Raw genomic sequence first — 16,866 nt, 5'->3', positions numbered from 1 at the left:
TCAGCCGAAGAAGTTCCGTACGTGCTCCAGGCCCTCGACCAGTGCGTCGATCTCGGACGGCGTGGAGTACAGATAGAACGACGCTCGCGTGGTCGCGGGAATTCCGTACCGCAGGCAGACGGGCCGCGCGCAGTGGTGGCCGACGCGGACCGCGATGCCCTGCTCGTCGAGGACCTGGCCCACGTCGTGCGGGTGGATGTCGCCGAGCGTGAAGGAGATCGCCGCACCGCGGTCCTCGGCCGTGGCCGGGCCGATGATGCGCAGGTCCGGGACCTCGCCGAGCCTCTTCACCGCGTACTCGGTGAGCGCGTGCTCATGGGCGAGGATCTTGTCCATGCCGATCGACTGCAGGTAGTCGATCGCCGCTCCCAGCCCGACCGCCTGGGCGATCGGGGGCGTGCCCGCCTCGAACTTGTGGGGGGCGGGCGCGTAGGTCGAGGAGTGCATCGACACGGTCTCGATCATCTCGCCGCCGCCGAGGAACGGCGGCAGGTCCTCGAGCAGCTCCTGGCGGCCCCACAGGACGCCGATGCCGGTCGGGCCGCACATCTTGTGGCCGGTGAAGGCCACGAAGTCGGCCTGGAGGGCCTGGACGTCCATCGGCATGTGGGGAGCGGCCTGGGAGGCGTCGATGCAGACCAGCGCGCCGACCTCCTGGGCACGGCGGACTATCGCCTCGACCGGGTTGACCGTGCCGAGGATGTTCGACACCAGCACGAAGGAGACGATCTTCGTCTTCTCCGTGATGACCTGCTCGATGTCGGAGAGGTCGAGACGGCCGTCGTCCGTGAGGCCGAACCACTTCAGCTTCGCGCCGGTGCGCTGCGCGAGCAGCTGCCACGGCACGATGTTGGAGTGGTGCTCCATCTCGGTGATGACGATCTCGGTATCGGAGTCCACACGGTAGGGCTCGTCGGCCCAGCCCAGCATGTTCGCCACGAGGTTCAGCGACTCCGACGCGTTCTTGGTGAAGATCACCTCGTCGCGGCTGGGCGCGTTGATGAACTCCGCGACCTTGTCACGCGCGCCCTCGTACAGCGCCGTGGCCTCCTCGGCGAGAACGTGCACGCCGCGGTGGACATTGGCGTTGTGCTGCTCGTAGTACTCGGAGAGCACGTCGATGACCTGGCGCGGCGTCTGCGAGGTCGCCGCGTTGTCCAGGTACACGAGCTTCTTGCCGTCGTGCAGGACCCGGTCGAGGATCGGGAAGTCCTTGCGGAGCGCCTCGGTGTCGAGGAGGCCCGGCAGCTGTGTCACGCGGATACGCCACCCTTCGTGTAAGCCTCGTAGCCCTCGTTCTCCAGCTTGTCCGCGAGCTCGGCGCCACCGGACTCGACGATACGGCCGCCGGAGAAGACGTGGACGAAGTCGGGCTTGATGTAGCGCAGGATGCGCGTGTAGTGCGTGATGAGCAGGGTGCCCACCTCGCCTGTCTCGCGGACGCGGTTGACACCCTCGGAGACGATGCGCAGGGCGTCGACGTCCAGGCCGGAGTCGGTCTCGTCGAGGATCGCGACCTTCGGCTTCAGCAGCTCCAGCTGAAGGATCTCGTGGCGCTTCTTCTCACCGCCGGAGAAGCCCTCGTTGACGTTGCGCTCGGCGAAGGAGGGGTCCATGTTCAGCCGCGCCATGGCCTCCTTGACCTCCTTCACCCAGGTACGCAGCTTGGGGGCCTCGCCGCGGATGGCGGTGGCGGAGGTGCGCAGGAAGTTGGAGACCGAGACGCCGGGGACCTCGACCGGGTACTGCATCGCCAGGAACAGGCCCGCGCGGGCGCGCTCGTCGACGGACATCTCCAGGACGTCCTCGCCGTCGAGCAGCACGGTGCCGCCGGTGATCGTGTACTTCGGGTGACCCGCGAGGGAGTAGGCGAGGGTCGACTTGCCGGAGCCGTTGGGGCCCATGATGGCGTGCGTCTCGCCCTGCTTCACGGTCAGGTCGACGCCCTTGAGGATCTCCTTCGTGGCGTTGTCGGCCTCGACGGTGACGTGCAGGTCTCGGATTTCAAGCGTTGCCATGGTGGCCTCAGGACTCCTGGGTGAGGGAGACGAGCACGTCGTCCCCTTCGATCTTTACGGGGTAAACGGGGACGGGGCGCGTCGCGGGAAGGCCGGACGGTTTGCCGGTGCGCAGGTCGAACGCGGAGCCGTGCAGCCAGCACTCGATCTGGCAGTCCTCCACCTCGCCCTCGGAGAGCGAGACGTTCGCGTGGGAGCAGATGTCGTGGATGGCGAACACCTCCCCCTCGGTCTGCACGACCGAGACCGGCGTGCCGTCGAGTTCCACCCTTTTCGGGGTGTCCTCCTCCAGCTCGCTCAGGCCACAGGCGCGTACGAAGGTCATCGACCCGATCCTGACACGGTCTCCAGCTCGGTCTCGATCCTGGCGATCAGGCGCTCCTCGATGTCGTCGACACCGATCTGCTGGACCAGTTCGGCGAAGAAGCCGCGGACCACCAGGCGGCGGGCCTCGTCGGCCGGGATGCCGCGGGCCATCAGGTAGAAGAGCTGCTCGTCGTCGAAGCGGCCGGTGGCGGAGGCGTGGCCGGCGCCGACGATCTCGCCGGTCTCGATCTCCAGGTTCGGCACCGAGTCGACGCGCGCGCCGTCCGTGAGGACCAGGTTGCGGTTCATCTCGTAGGTGTCGGTGCCCTCGGCCTTGGCCTCGATCAGCACGTCACCGATCCACACGGCGTGCGCGTCCTCGCCCTGGAGGGCGCCCTTGTACACGACGTTGGACTTGCAGTGCGGGACGTTGTGGTCGACCAGCAGGCGGTGCTCCTGGTGCTGGCCGGCGTCGGTGAAGTAGAGGCCGAACAGCTCGGCCTCGCCGCCGGTGCCGGCGTAGGCCACGCGCGGGTGCAGGCGTACGAGGTCGCCGCCGAAGGTGACCACGACGGACTTGAAGGTGGCGTCGCGGCCGACGAGGGCGTTGTGCTGGGCCACGTGCACGGCCTTGTCGTCCCAGTCCTGGACGGAGACGACGGTGAGCTTGGCGCCGTCGCCCAGGACGTAGTCGACGTTGGCGGCGAGCACGGCGTCACCGGTGTGGTCGATGACGACGACGGCCTCGGCGAAGGCGCCCAGCTCGATCACCTGGTGGGCGAAGGCGGTGCCGCCCTCGCCGTGCACGGCGACCCGGATCGGCTCGGTGAGGACCGTCTCCTTGGGGACGGTGATCACGCCGGCCTTCTCGAAGGCGGAGTAGGCCTGGGCGGCGATCCGGTCCACGGGGGTGCCGGCCCGGCCGAGGCGGGCGTCGTCGCGGTCGACGGTCTCGACGACGACGCCCTCGGGGGCGTCGACGGCGACCTTGAGTCCGCCGCCGGTGGCGACGGCGGTGCCGTCGTGCAGCCCGCGCAGGCGCTCCAGCGGAGTGAACCGCCACTCCTCCTCGCGGCCGTGCGGAACCGGGAAGTCCGCCACGTCGAAGGACGGGGGCGCGCTCATGCGCGTGGCGACGGTCGACTCTGCGGCGACCGCGATCGCGCCCGCGGTGGTCGACCCCGCGGGTGGGGGTCCCCCCGCTCGAGCGGATCCGAGAGTGGGGGCGTTCTGAGCCTCAGCCATGGCTGTCGTAATGCTCGCTTTCCGTTACGTAAGGGGCTTGATGGGGGACGGAGCGGTGGTTAGCCGACCGCGCCTTCCATCTGCAGCTCGATCAGCCGGTTGAGCTCCAGCGCGTACTCCATCGGCAGCTCCTTCGCGATGGGCTCGACGAAGCCACGCACGATCATGGCCATCGCCTCGAACTCGCTCAGACCGCGGCTCATCAGGTAGAAGAGCTGGTCCTCGGAGACCTTGGAGACGGTCGCCTCGTGGCCCATGGACACGTCGTCCTCGCGGACGTCCACGTAGGGGTACGTGTCGGAGCGCGAGATGGTGTCCACGAGCAGCGCGTCGCACAGCACGTTGGACTTCGAGCCGTGGGCGCCCTCGCCGATCTCGACGAGACCGCGGTAGGAGGTGCGGCCGCCACCGCGCGCCACGGACTTCGACACGATGTTGGACGAGGTGTTCGGCGCCATGTGGACCATCTTGGAGCCGGCGTCCTGGTGCTGGCCCTCGCCCGCGAAGGCGATGGAGAGGGTCTCGCCCTTGGCGTGCTCGCCCATCAGGTAGACGGCCGGGTACTTCATCGTCACCTTGGAGCCGATGTTGCCGTCGATCCACTCCATGGTCGCGCCCTCGTAGGCGACGGCGCGCTTGGTGACCAGGTTGTAGACGTTGTTCGACCAGTTCTGGATGGTCGTGTAGCGGCAGCGGGCGTTCTTCTTGACGATGATCTCGACCACGGCGCTGTGCAGCGAGTCCGACTTGTAGATCGGGGCCGTACAACCCTCGACGTAGTGCACGTAGGCACCCTCGTCGACGATGATCAGGGTCCGCTCGAACTGGCCCATGTTCTCGGTGTTGATCCGGAAGTAGGCCTGGAGCGGGATCTCGACGTGCACGCCCTTCGGCACGTAGATGAAGGAGCCGCCGGACCACACCGCGGTGTTCAGCGACGCGAACTTGTTGTCGCCGACCGGGATGACGGTGCCGAAGTACTCCTTGAAGAGCTCCGGGTGCTCCTTCAGCGCGGTGTCGGTGTCGAGGAAGATGACGCCCTGCTCCTCCAGGTCCTCACGGATCTGGTGATAGACGACCTCGGACTCGTACTGGGCGGCGACACCGGCCACGAGGCGCTGCTTCTCGGCCTCCGGGATGCCCAGCTTGTCGTAGGTGTTCTTGATGTCCTCGGGCAGGTCCTCCCAGGACTCCGCCTGCTTCTCCGTGGACCGCACGAAGTACTTGATGTTGTCGAAGTCGATGCCGGAGAGGTCGGAGCCCCAGTTCGGCATGGGCTTCTTCTCGAACAGGCGCAGGCCCTTGAGGCGGAGCTTGGTCATCCACTCCGGCTCGGACTTCTTGGCGGAGATGTCCTTGACGACATCCTCGTTGATGCCGCGCTTGGCAGAGGCACCGGCCACGTCCGAGTCGGCCCAGCCATATTCGTAGTTGCCCAGACCCTCGAGCTCGGGGTGGGCAGTCTCCTCGATGGGGAGCGTCATGCGGGGTTCCTCCCGGCGGTGCTTGCAGATGTGTTGTGGGTGGTCGATGAAACTTTGGGGATGAACGTCGTGCAGACGCCGTCGCCGTGGGCGATGGTCGCCAGCCGCTGGACGTGTGTGCCGAGCAGCTGGGAGAAGATCTCGGTCTCCGCCTCGCAGAGCTGCGGGAACTTCTCGGCGACATGCGCCACGGGGCAGTGGTGCTGGCAGAGCTGCTCGCCGTGCTGCGGGAGGGGCGCGCTGCGCGCCGTTGCAGCGTACCCGTCGGCACTCAGGGCCCTGGCCAGGGCCTCGGTGCGCTCCTCGGGTTCCGCGGCCTCGATCGCCGCGCGGTACGCGGCGGCCTGTTCGGCGATCCGCGCGCGGGCGAAGGCGACGACCGCCTCGTCCCCGCCGAAGCGCTCCTGGATCCAGCGCAGGGCGTCCGCGGCGAGCGTGTCGTAGGACTGGTCGAAGGCGTCCCGGCCGCAGTCGGTGAGGGCGAAGACCTTGGCGGGGCGCCCGCGGGTCCGTGCTCCGTACACCCGCTGCTCGCGGGCCTGAACGACGTCGTCGGCGACCAGCGCGTCGAGGTGGCGGCGGACGGCGGCGGGGGTGAGCCCCAGTCGCCCGGCCAGCTCGGTCACGGTCGACGGCCCGTGGTCCAGGATGGAGCGCGCGACCCGGTTGCGCGTCGAGCGCTCTCCGGTCGCGAGCTCGTCCTGAGGCGCCCCCGCGGGGGTCACCCGAGCCTCGCCGACGTTTTTCACAACGCCATTGTTGCGTAATTCCTCAGAGGCAGGCAAGCCGCGACCGGACGGCGGGACGGTGCCCTGCGTCACTTAGGCATACCTAATCTGACCTGCGGAAACGATCTTTGATCGATCAGGAAGGCAAGTAATCCACTGGCCTGCGAGGCGCCTGGCAGGGACACTGCGGAACCATGCCCACACCCCCTCCCACCGGCCCACTTGTCACCCGCGAGACCCTCGCGGCCGAGCTGCGGACCCTGGGTGTCGAACCGGGAGAAACACTCCTCGTCCATTCCTCCCTCAGCTCACTCGGCTGGGTCTGCGGAGGCGCCGTCGCGGTCGTCCAGGGCCTGCTCGACGCCCTCGGCCCGCACGGCACCCTCGTCGTCCCCACCCAGTCGGGCGACCTGTCCGACCCGGCGGTGTGGGGCAGTCCGCCGGTGCCGCGCGAGTGGTGGGAGACGATCCGCGCCACCATGCCCGCCTACGACCCCCTCGTCACCCCGACCCGGGGCGTCGGGGTGATCCCCGAGACCGTCCGCACCTGGCCCGGCGCCCTGCGCAGCGCGCACCCCCAGACGTCGTTCGCGGCGCTCGGCCCACGCGCGGCGGAGATCCTCGACGGCCACGCCCCCGACTGCCGGCTCGGCGAGCACAGCCCGCTGGCCCGGCTGGAGGAGCGGGGCGCACGGGTGCTGCTGCTGGGCGCCGGATACGACACCTGCACCAGCTTCCACCTGGCCGAGTACCGGATCGAGTCCCCGCTCGTCGAGGTGGGCCGGCCCGCGCCCGGCGGCGGCTGGGAGGTCGTCACCGAGGTGTCGATCCTCTCCGACCGCTTCGACGAGCTGGGCCACGACTTCGAACGGGACCGGCCGGTCGTACGGGGGACGGTGGGCGCCGCCGACGCGCGGCTGTTCCCGGTCGCGGACGCCGTGGCCTACGCGCGGCGGTGGCTGCCGCTGCACCGGTCACGGGCGGAGGAACCGCCGTCTGCCCGCCCCGCCCGTCGGACACCGCCGACCGGGGCGCAGGAGGCCCCATGAGCCCCGTAGCCCCCGTAGTACCCCCGGTGGTCCCCCACAGGTGGCCGGTTCCCGCACCCGCCGGTCGGAGCGCCGTCACGCGAACCTAGACTCTTGAGCCATGCGAACTGAGCCCGTCGTCCTGGTCCAGGCCCTGGTGAAGCGGTACGGGACGAAAACCGCCGTGGACGGCCTGGACCTGACGGCACGGGCGGGCGTCACCGCCGTCCTCGGCCCCAACGGCGCGGGGAAGACGACCACCGTCGAGACCTGCGAGGGGTACCGCAGGCCGGACTCCGGCACCGTGCGCGTCCTCGGCCTCGACCCCGTCCGGCAGGCCGCCGAGCTGCGCCCCCGGATCGGGGTGATGCTCCAGTCCGGGGGCGTCTACTCCGGCGCGCGGGCCGACGAGATGCTGCGGCACGTGGCGAAGCTGCACGCCCACCCGCTGGACGTGGACGCCCTGATCGAGCGGCTCGGCCTCGGCTCCTGCGGCCGGACGACGTACCGGCGGCTGTCCGGCGGCCAGCAGCAGCGCCTCGCGCTGGCGATGGCCGTGGTCGGCCGCCCGGAGCTGGTGTTCCTCGACGAGCCCACCGCCGGTCTCGACCCGCAGGCCCGCCGCGCCACCTGGGACCTGGTCCGCGACCTGCGCACGGACGGCGTCTCGGTCGTCCTCACCACGCACCACATGGACGAGGCCGAGCAACTGGCCGACGACGTGGCGATCATCGACGGCGGCCGGGTCATCGCCAAGGGCTCCCCGGACGCGCTGTGCCGCGGCGGCGCCGAGAACACCCTGCGCTTCATCGGCCGCCCCGGTCTCGATGTGAACTCCCTGCTCAAGGCCCTGCCCGCCGACAGCGCGGCCGCCGAGCTGACCCCGGGCTCGTACCGGGTGACGGGCAAGGTCGACCCGCAGCTGCTGGCGACGGTCACCTCGTGGTGCGCGCAGCACGGGGTGATGCCGGACCGGATCTCGGTGGAGCGGCACACCCTCGAAGACGTCTTTCTGGAGCTGACCGGCAAGGAGCTGCGCGCGTGACCGCCACCGGTACCTACACCCCCCGGCCGGGCGCGGCGCCCCTGGCCCGCATGATCGCGGCCCAGGCGGCGCTGGAGACGAAGATGCTCCTGCGCAACGGCGAGCAGCTGCTGCTCACCGTCGTGATCCCGACGCTGCTGCTGGCCCTGTTCAGCAGCGTGGACATCGTGGACACGGGCGCGGGCGAGGCGGTGGACTTCCTGGCCCCGGGCATCCTGGCGCTCGCGGTCATGTCCACGGCCTTCACCGGCCAGGCCATCGCGACCGGCTTCGAGCGCCGCTACGGCGTCCTGAAGCGGCTGGCGTCCTCTCCGCTCCCGCGCTGGGCGCTGATGACCGCGAAGACCGCGTCGGTGCTGGTCACCGAGGTTCTCCAGGTGATCCTGCTGACGGCGATCGCCCTCGCGCTCGGCTGGGACCCGCAGGGCGGCCCGCTCGCGGTCCTGCTGCTCCTGGTGCTGGGCACGGCCGCCTTCTCGGGCCTCGGTCTGCTGATGGCCGGCACGCTGAAGGCGGAGGCGACCCTGGCCGCGGCCAACCTGGTCTTCCTGCTGCTGCTGGTGGGCGGCGGGGTCATCGTCCCGCTGGACAAGTTTCCGCCCGCGGCCCAGGACGTACTCGGCCTGCTGCCGATCACGGCCCTCTCCGACGGCCTGCGGGACGTCCTCCAGCACGGCGCCGGGATGCCCTGGGGCGATCTGGGGATCCTCGCGGTGTGGGCCGTCGTGGGGCTCGCGGCGGCGGGGCGGTTCTTCCGCTGGGAGTAGCCGGCCGCTTCCGCCGGGAGCAGCCGGCCGGTTCTGCCGCCGGGAGTAACCGGCCGGTCACCCCGGGACCGGCCGGGGACCTGCGGGGACCCCTCGTGAAAGCGTGCACAAGCGGCCCCCTACGATGGACGGCGTGCCAAACGTGACCCGCGCCGACGCCCTCGCGGCCGTGCGCAACCCGCTCGCCTTCATCGCCGCCCGCTGGACCCCGGAACCCCGGACGGTCGAGCGCGCGGCCCTCAGCGCCCTCGTGATGTCGGTGCTCATCGTGGTCACCGGTGGTGCCGTACGGCTCACGGGCTCCGGTCTCGGCTGCCCGACCTGGCCCAAGTGCACCACCGACTCGCTCACGGCGACCAGCGAGATGGGCCTGCACGGCGCCATCGAGTTCGGCAACCGCATGCTGACGTACGTGCTGTGCGCGGCCGTCGGCTGGGCGATCATCGCCGCGCGCTCCACCGCGCCCCACCGCCGGGGGCTGACCCGGCTGGGCTGGGCGCAGTTCTGGATCGTGATGAGCAACGCGGTGCTCGGCGGGATCGTGGTCCTCGTGGGCCTCAACCCGTACACGGTCGCCGCGCACTTCGTGGCCACGTCGGCCCTGATCGCGGTGGCCACGGTGATGTGGCAGCGCACGCGCGAGGGCGACGGGGAGCCCCGTCCGCTGGTCGGCGGGGCCGTCCGGCAGCTGGTGTGGTTCCTGGTCGCGGCCTCGGTGCTGCTGATCCTGGTCGGCACGGTGGTGACCGGCGCGGGCCCGCACGCGGGCGACTCCAGCGAGGTCGCGCGGATGCCGCTCGACTGGGAGACGGTCAGCAAGGTGCACGCCGTGCTGGCCTGGATCGTGGTGTCGCTGACCTTCGCCCTGTGGTTCGTCCTCAAGGCGGTCGACTCCCCCAAGGGCCCCCTGGACCGCACCCGGGACCTGTTCCTGGTCCTGCTCGCCCAGGGCGTGATCGGTTACGTCCAGTACTTCACGAACCTTCCCGAGGTGCTGGTCGGCCTGCACATGTTCGGCTCGGCGCTGGTGTGGATCGCGGTCCTGCGCGTGCTGCTGGCCCTGCGCGAACGCCCCGGGCCGGCGGTCCGGCTGCCGGAGCCCGCGGCCGAGGTGACGGCCGGGTCCCGCGCCTGACGCCCGACGCCCGACGCCCGGGTCAGCGGTACGCCGTCACCAGAGCGTCGATCGCGGGGGCCAGCCAGGCGCGGGTCAGCCCCGCCCTGCGCTCGGTCCAGGCCGCCCCGGGCGGGGCGGCGCGCCGGTCGTCGTAGCGGCGCGCGGCGATGTCCTCGACGACCTCGGCGGGCGCCCCGAGGCCGGGCAGCAGGTCCAGCGCCTCCCGCTTGGAGATCAGCCGGCCGTCCCGCAGGACGGCGGTGGCCCGGGCGAAGGTCAGCAGGCCCAGGTCGACCCAGACGTCCTGCCGCCACAGCGCCGCCCGGTCCACGTGGGGCCGCCAGAACTCCCGCTGGTCACGGACGACGAAGTCGTCGAGTTCACGGTCAGGTACGGGCGGGAGGACCGCGCGCGGCGCCCGCCCTCGCAGGACCCGGCCGAAGTCGTGCAGTTCACGCCGGGTCACGGGGGTGACCGGCCGCCGGAACAGTTCGCCGTGCGCCCAGGTGAGGTGTCGCCGCTCAGGTCCGGCCGCCGTGCCGGGGGTGAGATAGGTGCAGTGCAGCAGCGGGGCGAGCGGCTCGCCGCGCAGCCGGGCGTGCAGCCGGGCCAGGGCCCACACCGCGCGCGGTGTGACGGGCCCCGCCAGGACCGCGACCAGGTCCAGATCGCTGCGGCCCTCCTGGTAGTCGCCCCCGGCGAGCGAACCGTGGGCCCAGACGGCGGTGGGGTCCAGCGCCGCGAGCCCGGCGAGGAAACGGTCCAGTAAGGCGTCCGTACGGCGTGTCATGCGCCCAGTCTGTGCGTCTCAGTCCAGCCCGTACACCCGTCGTGCGTTGCCCGCCGCGATCAGGCCCGCCACGCGCTGGGCGTCCGTCAGGGACCAGGCGCCCTCGGCGACCCAGCCGCCCAGCACCCGGGCCAGCGCCTCGCGGAAGAGGCGGGCGCCGACCACGTGGAGCTCGGGCAGCCGCTGCCCCCCGCTGGAGAAGAGGATCTTGCCGAAGGGAGCCAGTTCCAGGGTCTCCGCGAGGACGTTCGCGGCCCGGGCACCGGTGCGCACCAGCGCGGCACCGGAGTCGGCGTACACATGCGGGAAGACCCCGGCCAGGTGGGCGGCGTGCCGGTGGTAGGGGTAGGCGTGCAGCAGTACGAGGTCCGTGCCCAGGCCGGCCGTGGCGCGCACGAAGTCCGTCAGGAGCACGGGATCGGTGCGGTCGATGCGCAGGCCGCTCTCGCCGAGCCCCGCGTGCAGCTGGAGCGGCAGGCCGGAGGCGACGGCGATCCACAGCAGGTGCCGCAGCAGCACCGGGTCGCTCAGCTCGCCGCCGACCCGGCGTCCGGCCAGCCAGCGGCCCGCGGCGCCGCGCACCTCTCCGGGCCCGGGCGGTTCGGGCGCGAGCGCCAGGCCGTGCCGGACGCCCGCGACGGAGGTGAAGGCGACGGCCTCGGCGGCGGCCCCGTGGACCGACTCGGCGAGGTTGGCGAGAAAGGACTCGACGGTGCCGGAGGTGTCGGCGACCTGCTCGGCGAGGAGTTCCAGGCGTACGATCTCGCGGGCCTCGGCGGCTCCCGCGGAGCCCAGCTCACCGGGTCCGGTGAGGTCGCCGGGCAGCCCGGTGTCCACGAGGTACGTGGTGATGCCGCTGCCGCGCAGCAGCCGCCGGCCCGTTTCCAGTACGCCGAGTTCACGGCGGCGGGCGAGATAGCGGGCGGGCGCACAGTGCGGTTCCAGGCCCAGCAGCGGGGGGCACCAACGGCGTACGGCGAACCCGGTCTGGGTGTCGAACAGCGTCGTGCCCGGGGCGGGCGGGCCCTCGGTGCGGGCCAACTGGGCCTCGAACGTGCCGAGGCCCAGTTCCGTTCTCAGGACGCCGTGGCAGTACTGGTCCACCAAGGACGGCGTTTCGATCATCGGGACTCCCGTGAGGCGGACCGCGTACTCCTTCAGGTCCTAACGGGTGAACCGGGTGTCAGGTGTTGCTGGCGGGGCGGCTTCAGCCGTTCTTCGGACCGCCGAGCTGGATTCCGGCCATGCGGGTCCATTCGTACGGGCCGGTCGTCACCTTCGCCGCGAACTCCCCGTCGAAGGACTCGTGGACCGTGATCCCGGCCTTCTCCACGGCCTTCCGGGCGATCTCGACGGAGGGGGCCACGAGGTCGCCCCAGCCGCCGTCCTCGCCGACGAGCACGATCCGGGCGCCGCGCTCCCCGATGTACGCGACCTGGCCCTCGGCCCCGCCGTGCTGCCGGGAGAAGGCGCCGATCTGCTTCGCCAGCCGGGCGACCCGGCGCCCGTCCTTCGCGTCAACCTGCTGCGTGTCTGCCATGGCCAGGATGCTACCGACGGGTAGATCGAACGGCGACGGCCGGGGTGCGTGGCCTTGACCACGCACCCCGGCCGGCATGCCGTACGGAGCGGGGGAACTACCGCAGGAAGGGGTCCACGGCCACCGCCACGAACAGCAGCGACACATAGGTGATGGACCAGTGGAACAGCCGCATCTCCTTCAGCTTGGCGCCGCGGACCTCGGCCTTGGCACGGGCGTGCAGGGCGTGCGCCTCCCAGAGCCACCAGCCGCCCGCCACCAGCGCGACCGCGGTGTAGAACCAGCCGGTGTAGCCCAGCGGGGTGAGCGCGAGCGAGACGGCGACCATCACCCAGCTGTAGATCACGATCTGCTTGGCGACCACCTTGTTGGAGGCGATGACCGGCAGCATCGGCACGCCCACGCGCGCGTAGTCGTCCTTCACCTTCATGGACAGCGGCCAGTAGTGCGGCGGCGTCCAGAAGAACATGACGAGGAAGAGGACGACCGGCGCCCACGACAGGGAGTTCGTGACCGAGGACCAGCCGATCAGGACCGGCATGCAGCCGGCGATGCCGCCCCACACGATGTTCTGCGAGGTACGGCGCTTGAGGATCATCGTGTAGACGACGACGTAGAAGAGGAGCGCGCCGAGGGCGAGCCAGGCCGACAGCCAGTTGACGGTCAGCCCGAACAACAGCGTGGACACCACCGCGAGGGTGATACCGAAGGCGAGACATTCACGCGGGCTGACCATCCCGGTCACCAGCGGACGCTGCGAGGTGCGGTCCATCAGCGCGTCGATGTCACGGTCGATGTACATGTTCAGCGCGTTGGCGCCACCCGCGGACAGATAGCCGCCGAGGCAGGTCAGGAGCACCAGGCCGAGGTCGGGCACACCCTGCTGCGCCAGGAACATCACCGGAACGGTGGTGATCAGCAGCAGCTCGATGATCCGCGGCTTGGTCAGCGCCACGAACGCCTTGACCCGGGCCCCGAACGGCCGCCGGCTCGGGCTCTGGCTCGTCCCGACGATCCCCACTGGACGGGATTCAACGGCCGTCACGCACACCCCTGACAGAGACTCCCAGCGAGCCTCCCGATGTGAATGGCGGGTAAAGGCTCACGCGTACCACGCCACTGTAGACGTTGCCCATACCCCGGCCTTCGTGGGGGTGGGGTCGTGTTGGGAGGGGCCCGCCACCAGCGGCGCGAGGGGTCGGCCCGGCGGTCGCTCAAAGGTCGCACTGAGGCTCGATTGAGCAGTCAGATGAGCGGCTCCGTATTCATGTGCTGAATGCGGAACGGGCCAGTCGGGAGGCGGATCCCGGCACGGCCCGGCAGTCTGGAATGACTCGAAAAAACGCACGTCCTTACGGGGGTAGGCTCGACAGCGGCCGGTGCACATCCAGTGCCCCGGCAGCCGGTGGGCGCGCGCCCGAAGAAGCCGGTATTCGACATGTGGAGAGGAGCCCTGACCCAGGGTGAGCACCAAGCCGACCACCACAGACCTCGAGTGGACCGAATGGGACCAGCGGGCCGTGGACACCGCCCGCGTCCTGGCCGCCGATGCCGTACAGAAGGTCGGCAACGGCCATCCCGGTACGGCGATGAGCCTGGCCCCCGCCGCCTACACCCTCTTCCAGAAGGTGATGCGGCACGACCCGGCGGACGCCGACTGGGTCGGCCGCGACCGCTTCGTGCTGTCCGCGGGCCATTCGTCCCTGACCCTCTACACCCAGCTGTACCTGGCCGGTTTCGGCCTGGAGCTGGACGACCTGAAGAGCTTCCGTACGTGGGGTTCGAAGACCCCGGGTCACCCCGAGTACGGTCACACCACGGGCGTGGAGACGACGACGGGCCCGCTGGGCCAGGGTGTCGCCAACGCGGTGGGCATGGCGATGGCCGCCCGCTACGAGCGCGGTCTGTTCGACCCCGAGGCCGCTCAGGGCGAGTCGCCCTTCGACCACTTCGTGTACGTCATCGCGGGTGACGGCTGCCTCCAGGAGGGCATCTCCGCCGAGGCGTCCTCGATGGCCGGCCACCAGAAGCTCGGCAACCTGGTCCTGCTGTGGGACGACAACCACATCTCGATCGAGGGCGACACCGAGACGGCCGTCTCCGAGGACACGGTCAAGCGCTACGAGGCGTACGGCTGGCACGTGCAGCGGGTCGCCCCCAAGCCGGACGGCGACCTCGACCCGCACGCCCTGTACAACGCGATCGAGGCCGCGAAGCAGGTGACGGACAAGCCGTCCTTCATCGCGATGCGCTCGATCATCGCCTGGCCCGCCCCCAACGCGCAGAACACCGAGGCCGCGCACGGCTCGGCGCTCGGTGACGACGAGGTCGCGGCCACCAAGCGCGTCCTGGGCTTCGACCCGGAGCAGACCTTCGAGGTCGCCGACGAGGTCATCGCCCACACCCGCGGCGCCCTGGAGCGCGGCGCCCAGGCGAAGGCCGAGTGGGAGAAGTCCTTCCAGCTCTGGCGCGACAACAACGCCGAGCGCGCCGCCGAGTTCGACCGCATCGCCGCGGGCGAGCTGCCGGCCGGCTGGGAGGAGAAGCTCCCGGTCTTCGAGCCCGGCAAGGGCGTCGCCACCCGTGCCGCGTCCGGCAAGGTGCTCCAGACCCTCGGCGCGGTGATCCCGGAGCTGTGGGGCGGCTCGGCCGACCTCGCGGGCTCCAACAACACCACGATCGACAAGACGTCGTCGTTCCTGCCCGCGGACAACCCGCTGCCCGAGGCGAACCCCTACGGCCGCACGATCCACTTCGGCATCCGCGAGCACTCCATGGCCGCGGAGATGAACGGCATCGCGCTGCACGGCAACACCCGCATCTACGGCGGCACGTTCCTCGTGTTCTCCGACTACATGCGCAACGCCGTACGCCTGTCCGCGCTGATGCACCTGCCGGTGACCTACGTGTGGACCCACGACTCCATCGGTCTCGGCGAGGACGGCCCCACCCACCAGCCGATCGAGCACCTCGCCTCGCTGCGCGCCATCCCGGGCCTGAACGTGGTCCGCCCGGCCGACGCCAACGAGACCGCGATCGCCTGGCGCGAGATCCTGCGGCGCTGGACCAAGGTCTTCGGCAAGGGCGCCCCGCACGGTCTGGCGCTGACCCGCCAGGGTGTGCCGACGTACGAGCCCAACGAGGACACCGCCAAGGGCGGTTACGTCCTGTTCGAGGCGTCCACCGGGGCGCCCGAGGTGATCCTGATCGCGACCGGTTCCGAGGTGCACGTCGCCGTCGAGGCGCGCGAGCAGCTCGAGGCCGACGGCGTGCCGACCCGGGTGGTCTCCATGCCGTCCGTGGAGTGGTTCGAGGAGCAGGACCAGGCGTACCGGGACGACGTCCTGCCGCCGTCGGTGAAGGCCCGTGTCTCGGTCGAGGCCGGTATCGGTCTGACCTGGCACAAGTACGTCGGGGACGCCGGCCGCATCGTTTCCCTGGAGCACTTCGGTGCTTCGGCCGACGGCAAGGTCCTCTTCCGCGAGTACGGCTTCACTGCCGAGAACGTGGCCGCGAAGGCGCGGGAATCCCTCGCCGGCGCCCAGCGCTGACGCCCATACACGACACGTAGGAGATGCATTTTCCATGACAGACGCACTGAAGCGCCTCTCCGAAGAAGGCGTCGCGATCTGGCTGGACGACCTGTCGCGCAAGCGGATCACCTCGGGCAACCTCGCCGAGCTGATCGACCAGCAGCACGTCGTGGGCGTCACCACCAACCCGTCGATCTTCCAGAAGGCGATCAGCGGCGGTGACGGCTACGAGCAGCAGCTCGCCGACCTCGCGGCCCGCAAGGTCACCGTCGACGAGGCCATCCGCATGATCACGACGGCGGACGTCCGGGACGCCGCCGACATCCTGCGCCCGGTCTACGAGGCCACCGGCGGCCAGGACGGCCGGGTGTCCATCGAGGTCGACCCGCGCCTGGCGCACGAGACCCGGGCGACGGTCGCCGAGGCCAAGCAGCTGGCCTGGCTGGTCGACCGCCCCAACACCCTGATCAAGATCCCGGCGACCCGGGCGGGTCTGCCGGCGATCACCGAGGTCATCGGCAACGGCATCAGCGTCAACGTCACGCTGATCTTCTCGCTGGAGCGCTACCGCGAGGTCATGGACGCCTATCTGGCGGGTCTGGAGAAGGCCCGTGAGAAGGGCCTCGACCTCTCCCTGATCCACTCGGTGGCGTCCTTCTTCGTGTCCCGCGTGGACACCGAGATCGACAAGCGCCTGGACGCGCTGGGCACCGACGAGGCCAAGGCCGCGCGCGGCAAGGCGGCCCTCGCCAACGCCCGGCTCGCCTACCAGGCGTACGAGGAGGTCTTCGCGGGCGACCGCTGGACGGCGCTGGAGCGCGCGGGCGCCAACAAGCAGCGTCCGCTGTGGGCCTCGACCGGCGTGAAGGACCCGGCGTACAAGGACACCCTGTACGTCGACGACCTGGTGGCGCCGAACACGGTGAACACCATGCCGGAGGCCACCCTGCAGGCCACCGACGACCACGGCGGGATCACCGGCAACACCATCGCCGGCACCTACGAGCAGGCCCGCGCGGAACTCGACGCGGTCGAGAAGCTCGGCATCTCGTACGACGACGTGGTGCAGCTGCTGGAGGACGAGGGCGTCGAGAAGTTCGAGGCGTCCTGGAACGACCTGCTCAAGTCGACCGAGGCGGAGCTGGAGCGCCTCGCCCCCTCGGAGGGCTGAGACCTTGTCCCCCCTCTCCGGTTCCGGAGCGAACCCGCTTCGTGACCCCTCGGACCGACGGCTCCCGCGTATCGCGGGGCCGTCGGGCCTGGTC

At 70.6% G+C, this 16,866-nt stretch carries 16 protein-coding genes; 6 read left to right on the top strand and 10 right to left on the bottom strand.

Annotated features, from left to right (window positions below; translation table 11 throughout):
• Genes IE275_RS32695 through IE275_RS32670 form a run of 6 tightly spaced genes read right to left on the bottom strand, consistent with a single transcriptional unit; the run spans position 1 to position 5,802 of the window.
• Positions 1–1,257 carry a cysteine desulfurase gene (locus tag IE275_RS32695; RefSeq protein ID WP_189715891.1) on the bottom strand — a complete coding sequence of 419 codons (1,257 nt, stop codon included), beginning with the start codon at positions 1,255–1,257 and terminating at the stop codon, positions 1–3.
• A complete protein-coding gene (gene sufC, locus IE275_RS32690; protein ID WP_189715889.1) occupies positions 1,254–2,018 on the bottom strand; it encodes a Fe-S cluster assembly ATPase SufC in 765 nt (254 codons plus the stop codon). Before sufC ends, IE275_RS32695 begins: the two co-directional genes overlap by 4 nt.
• Before the next feature lie 7 nt (positions 2,019–2,025).
• Positions 2,026–2,343: a non-heme iron oxygenase ferredoxin subunit gene (locus IE275_RS32685; RefSeq protein ID WP_152167939.1), complete on the bottom strand. Its 318-nt coding sequence runs from the start codon at positions 2,341–2,343 to the stop codon at positions 2,026–2,028.
• Positions 2,340–3,569, bottom strand: coding sequence for a Fe-S cluster assembly protein SufD (gene sufD / locus IE275_RS32680; protein ID WP_229870780.1), 1,230 nt, complete (start codon positions 3,567–3,569; stop codon positions 2,340–2,342). Before sufD ends, IE275_RS32685 begins: the two co-directional genes overlap by 4 nt.
• A gap of 59 nt (positions 3,570–3,628) precedes the next feature.
• A complete protein-coding gene (gene sufB / locus IE275_RS32675; RefSeq protein WP_189715887.1) occupies positions 3,629–5,053 on the bottom strand; it encodes a Fe-S cluster assembly protein SufB in 1,425 nt (474 codons plus the stop codon).
• Positions 5,050–5,802: a helix-turn-helix transcriptional regulator gene (locus tag IE275_RS32670; RefSeq protein ID WP_189715885.1), complete on the bottom strand. Its 753-nt coding sequence runs from the start codon at positions 5,800–5,802 to the stop codon at positions 5,050–5,052. Before IE275_RS32670 ends, sufB begins: the two co-directional genes overlap by 4 nt.
• Before the next feature lie 173 nt (positions 5,803–5,975).
• Here IE275_RS32670 and IE275_RS32665 point away from each other — a divergent pair, with 173 nt between their 5' ends.
• From IE275_RS32665 to IE275_RS32650, 4 genes are all read left to right on the top strand, one after another.
• Entirely contained in the window at positions 5,976–6,830 is an 855-nt protein-coding gene (locus IE275_RS32665) for an AAC(3) family N-acetyltransferase (protein WP_189715883.1), read from the top strand.
• A gap of 100 nt (positions 6,831–6,930) precedes the next feature.
• On the top strand, positions 6,931–7,854 hold the full coding sequence (locus tag IE275_RS32660) for an ABC transporter ATP-binding protein (protein WP_189715881.1): 924 nt from the start codon (positions 6,931–6,933) through the stop codon (positions 7,852–7,854).
• Positions 7,851–8,621 carry an ABC transporter permease gene (locus tag IE275_RS32655; RefSeq protein ID WP_189715879.1) on the top strand — a complete coding sequence of 257 codons (771 nt, stop codon included), beginning with the start codon at positions 7,851–7,853 and terminating at the stop codon, positions 8,619–8,621. The genes IE275_RS32660 and IE275_RS32655 overlap by 4 nt, the downstream gene beginning before the upstream one ends.
• A 124-nt stretch (positions 8,622–8,745) precedes the next feature.
• Positions 8,746–9,756, top strand: coding sequence for a COX15/CtaA family protein (locus IE275_RS32650; RefSeq protein WP_189715877.1), 1,011 nt, complete (start codon positions 8,746–8,748; stop codon positions 9,754–9,756).
• 22 nt (positions 9,757–9,778) lie between these two features.
• On the opposite strand, the gene IE275_RS32645 is transcribed toward IE275_RS32650, so the two are convergent.
• From IE275_RS32645 to IE275_RS32630, 4 genes are all read right to left on the bottom strand, one after another.
• Positions 9,779–10,528: a nucleotidyltransferase domain-containing protein gene (locus IE275_RS32645; protein ID WP_189715875.1), complete on the bottom strand. Its 750-nt coding sequence runs from the start codon at positions 10,526–10,528 to the stop codon at positions 9,779–9,781.
• An 18-nt stretch (positions 10,529–10,546) separates the two neighbouring features.
• Positions 10,547–11,653, bottom strand: coding sequence for an amidohydrolase family protein (locus IE275_RS32640; RefSeq protein ID WP_189715873.1), 1,107 nt, complete (start codon positions 11,651–11,653; stop codon positions 10,547–10,549).
• A gap of 82 nt (positions 11,654–11,735) precedes the next feature.
• A complete protein-coding gene (locus IE275_RS32635; protein WP_189715871.1) occupies positions 11,736–12,068 on the bottom strand; it encodes a hypothetical protein in 333 nt (110 codons plus the stop codon).
• Positions 12,069–12,165: 97 nt separating this feature from the next.
• Positions 12,166–13,119 (bottom strand): heme o synthase, encoded by a 954-nt coding sequence (locus tag IE275_RS32630; protein WP_189715869.1) that lies wholly within the window; start codon positions 13,117–13,119, stop codon positions 12,166–12,168.
• Between the two features lie 412 nt (positions 13,120–13,531).
• On the opposite strand from IE275_RS32630, the gene tkt reads away from it, so the two are divergent.
• Both tkt and tal read left to right on the top strand, forming a co-directional pair.
• Positions 13,532–15,619, top strand: coding sequence for a transketolase (tkt, locus tag IE275_RS32625; protein WP_189715867.1), 2,088 nt, complete (start codon positions 13,532–13,534; stop codon positions 15,617–15,619).
• Positions 15,620–15,653: 34 nt separating this feature from the next.
• Entirely contained in the window at positions 15,654–16,772 is a 1,119-nt protein-coding gene (gene tal, locus IE275_RS32620; protein ID WP_189715865.1) for a transaldolase, read from the top strand.
• Positions 16,773–16,866 lie beyond the last annotated feature (94 nt).

It is taken from the genome of Streptomyces phaeofaciens (assembly GCF_014648915.1).
Classification (GTDB): domain Bacteria; phylum Actinomycetota; class Actinomycetes; order Streptomycetales; family Streptomycetaceae; genus Streptomyces; species Streptomyces phaeofaciens.
This window is presented reverse-complemented; position numbering and strand designations above follow the sequence as displayed.

Coding starts and splice junctions, on each gene's coding strand:
- sufC (WP_189715889.1), bottom strand. CDS start 2,018: ATGGCAACGCTTGAAATCCGAGACCTGCACGTCACCGTCGAGGCCGAC.
- IE275_RS32685 (WP_152167939.1), bottom strand. CDS start 2,343: ATGACCTTCGTACGCGCCTGTGGCCTGAGCGAGCTGGAGGAGGACACC.
- sufD (WP_229870780.1), bottom strand. CDS start 3,569: ATGGCTGAGGCTCAGAACGCCCCCACTCTCGGATCCGCTCGAGCGGGG.
- sufB (WP_189715887.1), bottom strand. CDS start 5,053: ATGACGCTCCCCATCGAGGAGACTGCCCACCCCGAGCTCGAGGGTCTG.
- IE275_RS32665 (WP_189715883.1), top strand. CDS start 5,976: ATGCCCACACCCCCTCCCACCGGCCCACTTGTCACCCGCGAGACCCTC.
- IE275_RS32660 (WP_189715881.1), top strand. CDS start 6,931: ATGCGAACTGAGCCCGTCGTCCTGGTCCAGGCCCTGGTGAAGCGGTAC.
- IE275_RS32650 (WP_189715877.1), top strand. CDS start 8,746: ATGGACGGCGTGCCAAACGTGACCCGCGCCGACGCCCTCGCGGCCGTG.
- IE275_RS32645 (WP_189715875.1), bottom strand. CDS start 10,528: ATGACACGCCGTACGGACGCCTTACTGGACCGTTTCCTCGCCGGGCTC.
- IE275_RS32640 (WP_189715873.1), bottom strand. CDS start 11,653: ATGATCGAAACGCCGTCCTTGGTGGACCAGTACTGCCACGGCGTCCTG.
- IE275_RS32635 (WP_189715871.1), bottom strand. CDS start 12,068: ATGGCAGACACGCAGCAGGTTGACGCGAAGGACGGGCGCCGGGTCGCC.
- tal (WP_189715865.1), top strand. CDS start 15,654: ATGACAGACGCACTGAAGCGCCTCTCCGAAGAAGGCGTCGCGATCTGG.